This window comes from Streptomyces sp. SID10853 (genome assembly GCF_010548145.1).
Classification (GTDB): Bacteria; Actinomycetota; Actinomycetes; order Streptomycetales; family Streptomycetaceae; genus Streptomyces.
This window is the reverse complement of record NZ_JAAGLN010000062.1, coordinates 1-12583: the sequence shown is the minus strand read 5'-3', so window position 1 is coordinate 12583 and position 12583 is coordinate 1. Positions and strand designations below refer to the sequence as shown.

Genomic DNA, 12583 nt, shown 5'->3' with positions numbered 1-12583 from the left:
AGGGCACCAGGCCCGGCGCGCAACGAAGATCACCATACTCGTCACGGCGGGAAGAGCAAGGCAGGCAGGAGGGGCGTCAGGCACGCGAAAGGGCGACCACCCGGATGGGTGATCGCCCTTCGCTGTGCAGATGTACGCCGAGGGCGTACGAGGGAGTCCGGAGACTCCCGGAATTACTTGACCTCGACCGAGGCGCCGGCGCCCTTGAGGGACTCGGCAGCCTTCTCGGCGGCCTCCTTGGCGACCTTCTCGAGGACGGGCTTCGGGGCGCCGTCCACGAGGTCCTTGGCCTCCTTGAGGCCCAGCGAGGTCAGCTCACGCACGACCTTGATGACCTGGATCTTCTTGTCGCCGGCACCGGTGAGGATGACGTCGAACTCGTCCTGCTCCTCAGCGGCCTCGGGGGTGGCGGCGGCGCCACCGGCGGCGGCAACGGCGACCGGGGCGGCAGCCTTGACGTCGAACTTCTCCTCGAAGGCCTTGACGAACTCGGAGAGCTCGATGAGGGTCAGGGTCTCGAACTGCTCGAGCAGCTCGTCCTGGGACAGCTTCGCCATGATGGCGTCCTTCCACTTTTTCGGCAGGTGCCGGGTGTATATGACGGCGGGCGTACGGGCCCGCTGCGACGCGAAGCCGAATTACTCGGCGTCGGCCTCGGCGGGAGCCGGCGTACCGGCACCGCCCTGCTCGACCTTGGCGCGAAGGGCGTCCGCGGTGCGGACGAACTCCGACAGCGGGGCCTGGAAAGTCGCCGCGGCCTTGGCCATCGACGCCTTGATTCCACCGGCCACCTTGGCGAGCAGAACCTCGCGGGACTCGAGGTCCGCGAGCTTCTTGAACTCATCCGCGGACAGCGCCTTACCATCAAGGACACCGCCCTTGATGACGAGGTTGGGGTTCTCCTTGGCGAAGTCACGAAGACCCTTCGCCGACTCCACCGGGTCACCGGTGACGAAGGCAACCGCCGTCGGACCTGCGAACAGGTCGTCCAGCGTGTTGATCCCGGCCTCGTTGGCCGCGATCTTGGTCAGCGTGTTCTTCACCACGGCGTACTGGGCGTTCTCACCGAGCGAACGGCGCAGCTGCTTGAGCTGGGCCACGGTGAGACCCCGGTACTCGGTCAGCACAGCGGCGTTCGAGCTGCGGAACTTGTCCGCCAGCTCGGCTACCGCGGCAGCCTTGTCGGGCCTTGCCATAGAGCGTCGGCCTCCTTCCGGGTGATGAGGACCGCTCAGAAGGGGCTGGACAGACGAAACGCCCCGGCACAGGTGCACGGGGCGCGAGCTCGACCGGACGGATCCGGGAGCACTTCCACGATCACCTGCGCGAGTCGCCCGCTTCCAGCGGATCCTTCGGCCACCGCGCCCTCTCACGAGCACACGGCAACGACCAGCGGTCTTTGGCTTCGTCGGAAGAGTACGCGAACGGGGGCACGCCGAGCAAATCCGTTCCCGGTCAGCTGATTGAGCGCCCGGACACGGGGGTAGAGGGCGGGACTCCACCGGGCCGGCCGACGGCCTGTTGGCGGCGCGGCGGCCCGTACCGCCGTGCCGTAGCCGGGGCGTACGGGCCCGTGGCGCGCCGTACGCCCCCCTCCGAGGATCCGGGCCGGGGGCAGCGGCACCATGCCGCCGCCAGCGCCTCCTGTACCGCGCCTGTGCCGCCCCTGAAGCGGAGCGGCAGCGCGGGAGAACAGGGGGCAACGCAGAAGCCGGGCCCCGCACCTCCGGAGAGGCGCGGGGCCCGGCTCACAGCACGCGTTTCCCGCGGCTGCCTGCCGATCCGGAGATCAGACGGCGGCCGGGTCCTCCTCGACGAGGAGGTTGCGGGTGCGGTTGGCGTCCAGCGGGATGCCGGGGCCCATCGTGGTGGCCAGCGTGGCCTTCTTGATGTAGCGGCCCTTGGCGGCCGACGGCTTCAGACGGAGGACTTCCTCCAGCGCCGCGGCGTAGTTCTCGACCAGCTTCGTCTCGTCGAAGGAGACCTTGCCGATGATGAAGTGCAGGTTCGAGTGCTTGTCGACACGGAACTCGATCTTGCCGCCCTTGATGTCCGTGACAGCCTTCGTCACGTCAGGGGTGACCGTTCCGGTCTTCGGGTTCGGCATGAGCCCACGCGGACCGAGCACGCGGCCGAGGCGGCCGACCTTGCCCATGAGGTCCGGGGTGGCGACGACGGCGTCGAAGTCCAGACGGCCCTTCGCCACCTCGTCGATGAGCTCGTCGGCGCCGACGATGTCGGCGCCCGCGGCCTCCGCGGCCGCAGCACGGTCACCGGTCGCGAAGACCAGGACCCGGGCGGTCTTGCCGGTGCCGTGCGGCAGGTTCACGGTGCCGCGGACCATCTGGTCGGCCTTGCGCGGGTCGACGCCCAGACGCATGGCGACCTCGACGGTGCCGTCGAACTTGGTGGCGGAGGTGTCCTTGGCGAGGCGGACGGCTTCGAGCGGGGCGTACAGCTTGTCCGCGTCGACCTTGGCGTCCGCAGCGCGGAGAGTCTTGCTGCGCTTCACTTCTGCTCCTAGATGGGGAGTGGGAGTCGTGGTGCGGGCCGGCGCTGGCCCTACCACTGTGGTGCGGAGGGGGGCTTGATCAGCCCTCGACCGTGACGCCCATGGAACGGGCGGTGCCGGCGATGATCTTGGCCGCGGCCTCGATGTCGTTGGCGTTCAGGTCGGGCATCTTGGTCGTGGCGATCTCGCGGACCTGCTCGCCGGTGAGCTTGGCGACCTTGGTCTTGTGCGGCTCGCCGGAGCCCTTCTCCACACCCGCGGCCTTGAGGATCAGCTTCGCGGCCGGCGGAGTCTTGGTGATGAAGGTGAAGGAGCGGTCCTCGTAGACCGTGATCTCCACCGGCACGACCATGCCACGCTGCGACTCGGTCGCGGCGTTGTAGGCCTTGCAGAACTCCATGATGTTGACGCCGTGCTGGCCCAGCGCGGGGCCGACCGGCGGAGCCGGGTTGGCCGCGCCGGCCTTGATCTGGAGCTTGATAAGCCCCGTGACCTTCTTCTTCTTGGGAGGCATTGCTCTCTCCGGGTCCTAGTGAGAGTGTTTCGCCGCCATTCCGGTCATCCGGACGGAGGCATACCGCGCAACGATAACGGGTATAGCTGCGCGACCAAAAACCAAGCAGGTCAGACGGCTGGTGAGCCGGTCTGACCTGCTTGGAAGGCGTGTGTGCCAGAAGCCGTGCGGCCGGGGGGCCGCTAGTTCTTCTGGATCTGGTCGAAGCTGAGCTCGACCGGGGTCTCGCGGCCGAAGATCTCGACGAGGCCCTTGACCTTCTTCGAGTCGGCGTTGATCTCGTTGATCGTCGCCTGGAGCGTCGCGAACGGGCCGTCGGTGACGGTGACCGAGTCGCCCACCTCGAAGTCGAGCACCTGGACCTCGACCTTGCGGGCCGGAGCCGGCTTGCCCTCGGCCTCGGCGGCCTCGCGGGCGGCCTTCTCCTCGGCCTCGGGGGCGAGCATCTTGACGATCTCGTCCAGGGTCAGCGGGTACGGGTCGTAGGCGTTGCCGACGAAGCCGGTGACTCCGGGGGTGTTGCGGACCACGCCCCAGGACTCGTTGGTGAGGTCCATGCGGACCAGGACGTAACCGGGAAGCTTGTTCTGGCGGACGTTCTTGCGCTCGCCGTTCTTGATCTGGACGATCTCTTCCTCGGGCACTTCGGCCTGGTAGATGAACTCCTCGACGTTCAGCGAGACGGCACGCTGCTCCAGGTTGGCCTTCACACGCTTCTCGTAACCGGCGTACGTGTGGATGACGTACCACTCACCCGGCAGCCCGCGGAGTTCCTGGCGCAGGGCCTCGACCGGGTCGACCGGGGGAACGTCGGCGGCTTCCTCGGCTGCCTCTTCGTCCTCGGCCTCTTCGGCGGCTGCCTCCACCTCGGCGGCGGCTTCGGCGTCGTCGGCGGACTCCGCCACGGCCACGGCCTCGTCCTCGGCGTGCACAGCGGACTCTTCGGCGGGCTCACCGGCGGCGGCGTCGGCAGCTTCGGCCTGGTCCGGCTCCACAGCGTCTGCCGCCTCGACGATGTCGAGCTCGTCCTCTGCGGACGCGACGCTCTCGCCCGGCTCGACGGCCTCGTTCAGGTTCGGGTCAGACACGGTGGCTGCTTCTTCCTGGATACAAATCGGGTGGAACATGCGAAAAAGACGCCGCTCCCGGCGCCTTTCGCGGATCAGCCAAAGACGTACTTGGCGGCCTGGTTGAAGCCATAGTCAATCACGGTCACGATGCCGATCATGATGACGACGAAAACGATCACCACGGTGGTGTAGGTCGAGAGCTGGCTACGAGTCGGCCAGACGACCTTGCGCAGTTCCGCGACGATCTGGCGGTAGAAGAGCGCGAGGCGGCCGAAGGGGCCCTTCTTGCCGCGCTTCCCGCCCTTGCGCGCCTTCTTCGACTCCGGCGCTTCATCCTGCGCATCAGGCACGTCGATGGAGCCGACGGCGTCCGTCACGATCTCTCACCTGATTCCGGGTCGTGGCCGTGCCGCGCCCGGTGGAGCCGCACGGCGGTGCATAGATGTACGTACATGCGCACACAGCCTGGCGAAGGTGTGTGTAGCAGGGCCGGAGGGACTTGAACCCCCAACCGCTGGTTTTGGAGACCAGTGCTCTACCAATTGAGCTACGACCCTTTGTGGTTCCCCCAACCTACCGCATCCGACCGGGTGCACGGAGTGCGCTCGGCAGGACGGCTGGTGAAGGCCAACGACGAGTGAGTGTACGTGGTCGGGGGCCTGACGTCGAACAGCTTCGGCCGGGCCGGTCCGCACGAGGCCCCTGTCTTTCCGGTTGCCCTCAGGTGCCGGGGCCGCGGGAGCCCGGCACGGGCCCGGTTCCCGCTCGCCGTACGGCTGTTGCCGGACCCGGTGTCCGCCCTTCGAAACCTGTGTGCCGAGTCCGTTTGCGGTCTGGGACCATGGGCCCCATGAGCGCCGCAACTCCTCCGACCGAGCGCAGGGTCTCCGCCCGCATCGGTGCCATCTCCGAGTCCGCCACTCTCGCCGTCGACGCCAAGGCGAAGGCCCTGAAGGCCGCCGGGCGTCCGGTGATCGGCTTCGGTGCCGGTGAGCCCGACTTCCCCACGCCCGGCTACATCGTCGAGGCCGCGATCGCGGCCTGCAGCAACCCGAAGTACCACCGCTACACGCCGGCCGGCGGGCTCCCCGAGCTCAAGGCCGCCATCGCCGCGAAGACCCTGCGCGACTCCGGTTACGAGGTCGAGGCGTCCCAGGTGCTCGTCACCAACGGCGGCAAGCAGGCGATCTACCAGGCGTTCGCCGCGATCCTCGACCCGGGCGACGAGGTCATCGTCCCGGCTCCGTACTGGACCACGTACCCCGAGTCGATCCGGCTCGCGGGCGGTGTCCCGGTCGAGGTCGTCGCCGACGAGACCACCGGTTACCGGGTCTCGGTCGAGCAGCTGGAGGCCGCCCGCACGGAGCGGACCAAGGTCGTCCTCTTCGTCTCGCCGTCCAACCCGACGGGCGCCGTGTACAGCCGCGCCGACACCGAGGCCATCGGCCGCTGGGCCGTCGAGCACGGTCTGTGGGTGCTGACGGACGAGATCTACGAGCACCTGATCTACGGAGACGCCGAGTTCACCTCGCTGCCCGCCGTCGTGCCCGAGCTGCGTGACAAGTGCATCGTGGTCAACGGCGTGGCCAAGACGTACGCCATGACCGGCTGGCGCGTGGGGTGGATCGTGGGCCCGAAGGACGTCGTGAAGGCCGCGACGAACCTCCAGTCGCACGCCACCTCCAACGTCTCCAACGTCTCGCAGGCGGCCGCGCTCGCCGCGGTGTCGGGGAACCTGGACGCGGTCGACGAGATGCGCACGGCCTTCGACCGGCGCCGCAGGACCATCGTGCGGATGCTCAACGAGATCGACGGTGTGCTCTGCCCGGAGCCGGAGGGCGCGTTCTACGCGTACCCCTCGGTGAAGGCGCTCATCGGCAAGCAGATCCGCGGCAAGCGCCCGCAGAGCTCGGTGGAGCTGGCCGCGCTGATCCTGGACGAGGTCGAGGTCGCCGTGGTGCCCGGTGAGGCGTTCGGCACCCCCGGCTACCTGCGTCTGTCGTACGCGCTCGGCGACGACGACCTGGTCGAGGGCGTCTCCCGGGTCCAGAAGCTGCTGGCCGAGGCGACGGACTGACGCCGGCCGACTGCCAAGGAACGGGCCTCCGGTTCTCACCGGGGGCCCGTTTCTTCGTTCGGTCGTCTCCTCGTTGGGGGAAAGCGGCTACCGGTGCGGCCGCTCCGTACGGCAGGATCCTCGGATGGAGCGAGTACGTGACATCCGGCTACTGCCCAAGGCCCATCTGCACCTGCATTTCACCGGGTCGATGCGGCCCACGACGCTGCTGGAACTGGCCGGCAGATACGGCGTGCACCTGCCTGAGGCGCTGACCGGCGGTGAGCCTTCCCCAAACTCTCGGCTTCGCTCGAACGGGGGAGACCCCATTTCGCTGCGGGCCACCGACGAGCGCGGCTGGTTCCGTTTCCAGCGGCTGTACGACATCGCGCGGTCCTGTCTGCGCACCCCCGAGGACATCCAGCGGCTGGTGCGGGAGGCCGCGCAGGAGGATGTCGCCGACGGTTCGGGGTGGCTGGAGATCCAGGTCGACCCCACGTCGTACGCCCCGTTCCTCGGCGGGCTGATCCCGGCGCTTGAGGTCATTCTGGACGCGGTGGACGCCGCTTCGCGCGACACCGGGCTCGGGATACGTGTGGTGGTCGCGGCGAACCGGATGAAGCATCCGCTGGACGCCCGGACCCTGGCGCGCCTCGCGGTGCGTTACGCGGACCGCGGGGTGATCGGCTTCGGACTCTCCAACGACGAACGCCGGGGCATGGCACGGGACTTCGACCGAGCGTTCGCCATCGCCAGGGAGGGCGGTCTGCTGGCGGCGCCGCACGGCGGGGAGCTGAGCGGGCCCTCGTCGGTCCGGGACTGCCTGGACGATCTGCACGCGGCCCGGATCGGGCACGGGGTGCGGGCCGCGGAGGATCCGCTGCTGCTGAAGCGGCTGGCCGAGCGCGGGGTGACCTGTGAGGTCTGCCCGGCGTCGAATGTGGCGCTGGGTGTCTACGAGAAGGCCGAGGACGTACCCCTGCGAAAGCTGTTCGACGCCGGGGTGCCGATGGCGCTCGGTGCGGACGACCCGCTGCTGTTCGGGTCGCGGCTGGCGGCCCAGTACGAGCTGGCGCGGGCCCAGGGGTTCGATGACGGTGAACTGGCCGAGCTGGCACGGCAGTCGGTGCGCGGCTCGGCGGCGCCGGCCGACGTCCGGCGGAAGCTGCTCGCCGGCATCGACGACTGGCTCACCGGCTGAGCCCTCGCACGACCCCCCGCAGCAGGGTGCGCGCGATCCCGGCGGCGAACGCGTCGAGCGGCTGCGGGGGCCTGCCGTCCTCGGTCATGTCGTACGCGAAGGCGCGCTGGGCGCAGGCGCCGAGCAGCAGGGAGGCGGCGGCGTAGGTGTCGGTGCCGCTGTCGATCCGGCCCGCGTCCCGCTCGGCGCGCAGATAGGCGTCGACGCCGCGGATGGGCATGTGCGGGCCGGTGCCGAGTTCGCGCATGGCTGCTTCGTGGCGGCGTTTGAGCGGGGGGTCCGCGTAGAGCGAGGCGGCGATCGGGAAGCTCTGTTCGTAGAAGAGGGCGGCTCTGCGGGCGATCTCGGTGAGGTTCTCCTCGACGCTGTGGCGCTGGGGCTCGGCGGTCAGTTCGTCGAGGAGCGGGGTCAGTCTGGGCAGCCGTTCCCTGAGAACGGTCACGAACAGCTCTTCCTTGCTCGCGAAGTGCTTGTAGAGCGCCGCTTCCGAGCAGCCGGCCGCTCGGGCGATCTCCTTGGTGGTGGTCCGGGCCAGGCCGATGGTCAGCATGAGGCTGTGTGCGGCGTCGACGATCCGGCCGCGGGCGGGCTTCTGCTGCACGGGGGGCTGCACGGGTGCTCCTACCTGGCTTGACGGAGGGGTGAGTGACTGCCCACTCTAGAGGTGAGTGAATACTTACCCACTACGAGGGGCCACCTCTGCTGACCATCTCTGCCGACCACCTTGGGAGGGTGTGCGATGAGGCTCACAGTGTTCGGAGCGACCGGCGGTATCGGCGGACAGATCGTCCGGCAGGCACTGGCCGCGGGCCATCAGGTCACGGCCGTGGTCCGGGATCCGGCACGGCTCACGGCGACCGGGGAGGGCCTCGATGTGGTCCGCTCGGATCTCGGTGACCCGGAGCCGCTGCGGGCGGCCGTGGCCGGGCGGGACGCGGTGCTCTCCGGGCTGGGCGCGCGCGGCCGTAAGGACGCGGGCATCACCCAGGTGCTGACCCGGCCGGTGCTCGCGGCCATGGAGGCGGAGGGGGTGCGGCGGCTGCTCGTGGTGAGCGCGGCGCCGCTGGCACCGCCGGGGGGCCAGTCGTTCGCGGACCGCGCCGCGCTCGGTGTGATCGGCGTGATCCTGAAGGCGGTCTACGAGGACCTGCGGGTCATGGAGGCCGAGGTCGCGCGCAGCGCCACGGACTGGACGGTGGTACGCCCGCCGAAGCTGACGGACAAGCCGGTGACCGGCGAGTACCGGACCGTCGTCGGGGGCAGTCCGCGCGGCGGGCGGAGCATCTCGCGCGCCGATGTGGCGCACGCGATGCTGGCGATGATCGACGATCGGGCGACGGTGCGGCAGGGGGTCGGGATCGCGTACTGACGGGCCGACGCCGGAGCGCCGCCCGTCACGGGCCGACGCCCACCGCCACAGGCGACGCCCACCGTCACGGGCGGATGCCCGCCGTCACAGGCTGACGCCCACCGTCACCGGCTCGTTGACCAGGGTCACGCCGAACGCCTCGCGGACTCCGGCCACGACCTCGCGGGCGAGTGCGAGCAGGTCGTCGGTGGTGGCCCGGCCCCGGTTGGTGAGGGCCAGGGTGTGCTTGGTGGAGATACGGGCCGGGCCCGTGCCGTATCCCTTGGTGAAGCCGGCCCTGTCGATGAGCCAGGCCGCCGATGTCTTGGTCAGCCCCTCCCCCGCCGGGAACGCGGGCGGCGCGGCCTCCGCTCCGAGCCGCTCCCGTACCCGCGCGCGGAACACCGCGAACTGCGCGTCGTCGAGGATCGGGTTGGTGAAGAACGAACCGGCCGACCAGGTGTCGTGGTCGTCGGCGTCCAGGACCATGCCCTTGCCCGCGCGCAGCTTCAGTACGGTCTCGCGGACCGTCGCCGCCGGCACCCGGTCGCCCGCCTCGACCCCGAGGACGCGGGCCGTCTCGGGATACTTCACGGGCGCCGAGAGACCGCCGGCGTCCTCGAGCTCGAAACGGACCCGGAGCACCAGATAGCGGTCGGGTTCGGCCTTGAAGCGACTGTGCCGGTACGAGAACCGGCACTCGGCGTTCGAGAGGGTGACCGTCTCGCCCGTGGTCCTGTCGTACGCGATGACCTCGGTGAGGGTCGACGAGACCTCCTGGCCGTACGCCCCGACGTTCTGGATCGGGGTGGCTCCGGCGGATCCGGGGATTCCGGCGAGGCACTCGATGCCCGCGAGTCCGGCCTCGACGGTACGGGCCACCGCGTCGCTCCAGACCTCACCGGCCGCGAGTTCGAGCGCGGTACCGGAGAGCGAGAATCCGCGGGTCGCGATCCGCAGGGCGGTGCCGGCGAACCCCTTGTCGCCGATGACCAGATTGGAGCCGCCGCCGATGACGAGCAGCGGGGTGCCGTTCGCGTCGGCCTCCCGGACGGCCGCGATCACTTCGGCGTCGGTCTCCGCCGTGACCAGCCGGGCCGCGGGGCCGCCGAGACGGAAGGTGGTCAGGGGGGCGAGTGGGGCTTCAAGGAGTTCCTGCACGGGCCAAGCGTACGAGAAGGGCCGCACCGGACGGGCGGGGCCGTTCCCGTGCGTTCCCTGCCGTTCCCTTCCGTTCGCTCACGTTCGCACGCGGAAGGCCGTTTACGATCCGTCCGGGTATGCGGCAAGGGGCGCCCGCCTGCGCGAACGCCCCTTGCCGCATGCCCGCACCGCCTCAGGCGAGGCGCACCACCGCGCGGGACATGCCCAGCACCTTCTTGCCGTCGCTCATCGCGGTGAGGTCCACCCGCACCGTCCGGTCCTCCGGCTCGCCCACGACGGCCGCGACCTTGGCGCTGACCTCGATCAGCGCCCCGTCGGAGTCGTTCGGGACGATCACCGGCTTGGTGAACCTGACGCCGTACTCCACGACCGCGCCCGGGTCACCGACCCAGTCGGTCACCACCCGGATCGCCTCGGCCATGGTGAACATCCCGTGCGCGATGACGTCGGGGAGCCCGACCTCCAGGGCGAACTTCTCGTTCCAGTGGATCGGGTTGAAGTCGCCGGACGCGCCCGCGTACTGCACCAGCGTCGCCCGTGACACCGGGAAGGACTGCGCCGGCAGCTCCGTGCCGACCTCGACACTCTCGTAGGAGATCTTCGCTGTCACCGTCACGCCTCCCCGGCCGCGCGCGCGACCAGCTTCGTCCACGCCGTCGCGACATGCTCGCCGGACTCCTCGTGGACCTCACCGCGGATATCGATGATGTCGTTCCCGGCGAGGGACTTGATCGCCTCGATCGTCGAGGTGACCGTCAGCCGGTCCCCCGCCCTGACCGGACGCCGGTAGGCGAACTTCTGATCACCGTGCACCACGCGCGTGTAGTCGAGGCCCAGCTGCGGGTCCTGCACGACAACGCCCGCGGCATTGAAGGTGATCGAGAAGACGAACGTCGGCGGAGCGATGACATCGGCGTGCCCGAGCGCTTTCGCCGCGTCGGTATCGGTGTACGCGGGATTCGGGTCGCCCACCGCTTCGGCGAACTCGCGGATCTTCTCCCGGCCCACCTCGTACGGCGCGGAGGGCGGATAGGTCCGCCCCACGAAGGACTGGTCGAGCGCCATGGCTCACTACCTCCTGGTGGAGTGCCGGGAATCGGAAAGAATCACAATAACCGCGAGTAACCGCAGAAATGACGCGAGGCCGCCCCCGGTATGGGGACGACCTCGTGCCTGTGCCTGTGAAGAGCTGTGCTGGTGGAAAGAACAGCCTGCGTCAGCGGGTTTCGCGGTGTGCGGTGTGCGAGTTGCAGCGCGGGCAGTGCTTCTTCATCTCAAGACGGTCCGGGTTGTTACGCCGGTTCTTCTTGGTGATGTAGTTCCGCTCCTTGCACTCCACGCAGGCCAGCGTGATCTTCGGGCGGACGTCGGTGGCAGCCACGTGAGTGCTCCTTGGACGGATGGACGGATGAACGCATAAAAGAGTAGCCGATCGAAGGACCGAGCCCACCATCGGCTACCGTGTGTAGCGGTGACCGGACTTGAACCGGTGACACAGCGATTATGAGCCGCTTGCTCTACCGACTGAGCTACACCGCTTTGCTACGGAATCCCTCACCCGAAGGTGAGGGCTCCCGCACCAGAGCCCCAATACGGAATCGAACCGTAGACCTTCTCCTTACCATGGAGACGCTCTACCGACTGAGCTATTGGGGCGAGCGATGAAGACATTACACGGTCCTCCGCCGTCGCCCAAATCCTTATGAAGACCCCTCTCCGCCCCTCTCGCCACCCCGCACTCCCGCCCCCTCGCCCGGGCTCCTGCCCGGCTCTCACCAGCCCCTCCTGCCGCCGTTCGGCCCACGCCACCCATCGGCCACAGGAGTCACTCCCGGTACGACTAATCCGCCCCTCCTCGAAGCGGGAGCCGCCTTCCCCATAGGCTCGCTTCACGCTGCGTGACGTCGTACGTCATGCCCGGCCCAGCACCCGGTCACGCCCGGCCCAGTACCCAGGAGCGCGATGCCCGACAGCCAGCCGCGGCCTCCCGAAGGAGCCACCGCAGACACCACCGCGCTCCTGCTCCGCGGGGCCCGCCTGGCCGACGGACGCACGGTGGACGTCAGTGTCAGCGGCGGACGCATCGAAGCAGTCGGTACGGCAGGCAGCCTCACCGCACCCGGCTCCCGCACCGCGGCCGCGTCGCGTATCGAGCTCGACGGCTATCTGCTGCTTCCCGCCCCGGCCGAACCCCACGCCCACAGCGACACCGCGCTGACCGCAGACGCCGGCCCAGGCCCCGCCACCACCGGCCCGGCCCCCGATGTCCAGCGCCGCGCCACCGAAGCCGCCCTGCTCCAGCTCGGGCACGGCGCCACCGCCCTGCGCTCGCACATCCGCATCGGGGACGTCCAGGGCCTCGGGGCGATGGAGGCCGTGCTCCAGGCCCGGCGGTCGCTGCGCGGGCTCACCGACCTCACCACCGTCGCCGTGCCCCGGCTGCTCACCGGCGTCGCCGGCGCCGACGGGCTCGCCATGCTGCGCGACGCCGTGAAGATGGGCGCCACCGTCGTCGGCGGCTGCCCGGACCTCGACCCCGACCCGACCGGATACACCGAGGCCGTCCTCGGAGTCGCCGCCGAGCACGGCTGCGCCGTCGATCTGCACACCGAGGGTGACGACCCGGCCAGGCTCGCCCGGCTCGCCGCCATGTCCGGCGGGCTGCGCCCCGGCGTCGCCATCGGCCCCTGCGGCGGGCTATCCCTGCTCCCGCGCGAC

The 12583-nt window shown here is 69.7% G+C and carries 14 protein-coding genes, 3 tRNA genes and 1 pseudogene; 4 read left to right on the top strand and 14 right to left on the bottom strand.

The window, feature by feature from the left end; all coding sequences use genetic code 11:
• Window positions 1-173 precede the first annotated feature (173 nt).
• From rplL to G3I19_RS14860, 7 genes are all read right to left on the bottom strand, one after another.
• On the bottom strand, window positions 174-557 hold the full coding sequence (gene rplL / locus G3I19_RS14890; RefSeq protein ID WP_164264065.1) for a 50S ribosomal protein L7/L12: 384 nt from the start codon (window positions 555-557) through the stop codon (window positions 174-176).
• A gap of 81 nt (window positions 558-638) precedes the next feature.
• Window positions 639-1196, bottom strand: a complete 558-nt coding sequence (gene rplJ, locus G3I19_RS14885) for a 50S ribosomal protein L10 (protein ID WP_164264064.1) — start codon at window positions 1194-1196, stop codon at window positions 639-641.
• A gap of 593 nt (window positions 1197-1789) precedes the next feature.
• A complete protein-coding gene (rplA, locus tag G3I19_RS14880; protein ID WP_164264063.1) occupies window positions 1790-2512 on the bottom strand; it encodes a 50S ribosomal protein L1 in 723 nt (240 codons plus the stop codon).
• Window positions 2513-2591: 79 nt separating this feature from the next.
• Window positions 2592-3026, bottom strand: a complete 435-nt coding sequence (gene rplK / locus G3I19_RS14875) for a 50S ribosomal protein L11 (protein WP_164264062.1) — start codon at window positions 3024-3026, stop codon at window positions 2592-2594.
• A gap of 182 nt (window positions 3027-3208) precedes the next feature.
• Complete coding sequence (gene nusG / locus G3I19_RS14870) at window positions 3209-4114, bottom strand: transcription termination/antitermination protein NusG (protein ID WP_164264061.1); 906 nt, start codon at window positions 4112-4114, stop codon at window positions 3209-3211.
• Window positions 4115-4188: 74 nt separating this feature from the next.
• Window positions 4189-4473 (bottom strand): preprotein translocase subunit SecE, encoded by a 285-nt coding sequence (secE, locus tag G3I19_RS37525; protein ID WP_164264060.1) that lies wholly within the window; start codon window positions 4471-4473, stop codon window positions 4189-4191.
• 107 nt (window positions 4474-4580) lie between these two features.
• Window positions 4581-4653 (bottom strand) — tRNA-Trp (locus G3I19_RS14860).
• 293 nt (window positions 4654-4946) lie between these two features.
• Between G3I19_RS14860 and G3I19_RS14855 the strand changes: the two genes are divergently transcribed.
• Window positions 4947-6173: a pyridoxal phosphate-dependent aminotransferase gene (locus G3I19_RS14855; RefSeq protein ID WP_164264059.1), complete on the top strand. Its 1227-nt coding sequence runs from the start codon at window positions 4947-4949 to the stop codon at window positions 6171-6173.
• A 124-nt stretch (window positions 6174-6297) separates the two neighbouring features.
• A complete protein-coding gene (locus G3I19_RS14850; RefSeq protein WP_164264058.1) occupies window positions 6298-7353 on the top strand; it encodes an adenosine deaminase in 1056 nt (351 codons plus the stop codon).
• On the opposite strand, the gene G3I19_RS14845 is transcribed toward G3I19_RS14850, so the two are convergent.
• Entirely contained in the window at window positions 7343-7954 is a 612-nt protein-coding gene (locus G3I19_RS14845; protein ID WP_164264076.1) for a TetR/AcrR family transcriptional regulator, read from the bottom strand. The genes G3I19_RS14850 and G3I19_RS14845 overlap by 11 nt on opposite strands.
• Window positions 7955-8092: 138 nt before the next feature.
• Between G3I19_RS14845 and G3I19_RS14840 the strand changes: the two genes are divergently transcribed.
• On the top strand, window positions 8093-8722 hold the full coding sequence (locus G3I19_RS14840; protein WP_164264057.1) for an NAD(P)H-binding protein: 630 nt from the start codon (window positions 8093-8095) through the stop codon (window positions 8720-8722).
• 84 nt (window positions 8723-8806) lie between these two features.
• Here G3I19_RS14840 and G3I19_RS14835 read toward each other — a convergent pair whose 3' ends face one another.
• From G3I19_RS14835 to G3I19_RS14810, 6 genes are all read right to left on the bottom strand, one after another.
• Window positions 8807-9862: a UDP-N-acetylmuramate dehydrogenase gene (locus tag G3I19_RS14835; RefSeq protein WP_164264056.1), complete on the bottom strand. Its 1056-nt coding sequence runs from the start codon at window positions 9860-9862 to the stop codon at window positions 8807-8809.
• A gap of 175 nt (window positions 9863-10037) precedes the next feature.
• Complete coding sequence (locus tag G3I19_RS14830) at window positions 10038-10475, bottom strand: MaoC family dehydratase (protein WP_164264055.1); 438 nt, start codon at window positions 10473-10475, stop codon at window positions 10038-10040.
• A gap of 2 nt (window positions 10476-10477) precedes the next feature.
• Entirely contained in the window at window positions 10478-10930 is a 453-nt protein-coding gene (locus G3I19_RS14825) for a MaoC family dehydratase N-terminal domain-containing protein (RefSeq protein WP_164264054.1), read from the bottom strand.
• 151 nt (window positions 10931-11081) lie between these two features.
• On the bottom strand, window positions 11082-11246 hold the full coding sequence (gene rpmG / locus G3I19_RS37520; RefSeq protein WP_003956487.1) for a 50S ribosomal protein L33: 165 nt from the start codon (window positions 11244-11246) through the stop codon (window positions 11082-11084).
• Between the two features lie 85 nt (window positions 11247-11331).
• A tRNA-Met gene (locus G3I19_RS14815) sits at window positions 11332-11404 on the bottom strand.
• 44 nt (window positions 11405-11448) lie between these two features.
• Window positions 11449-11521 (bottom strand) — tRNA-Thr (locus G3I19_RS14810).
• A 306-nt stretch (window positions 11522-11827) separates the two neighbouring features.
• Between G3I19_RS14810 and G3I19_RS14805 the strand changes: the two are divergent.
• Window positions 11828-12583 (top strand): annotated as a pseudogene (locus G3I19_RS14805) (hydrolase); the annotation flags it as partial.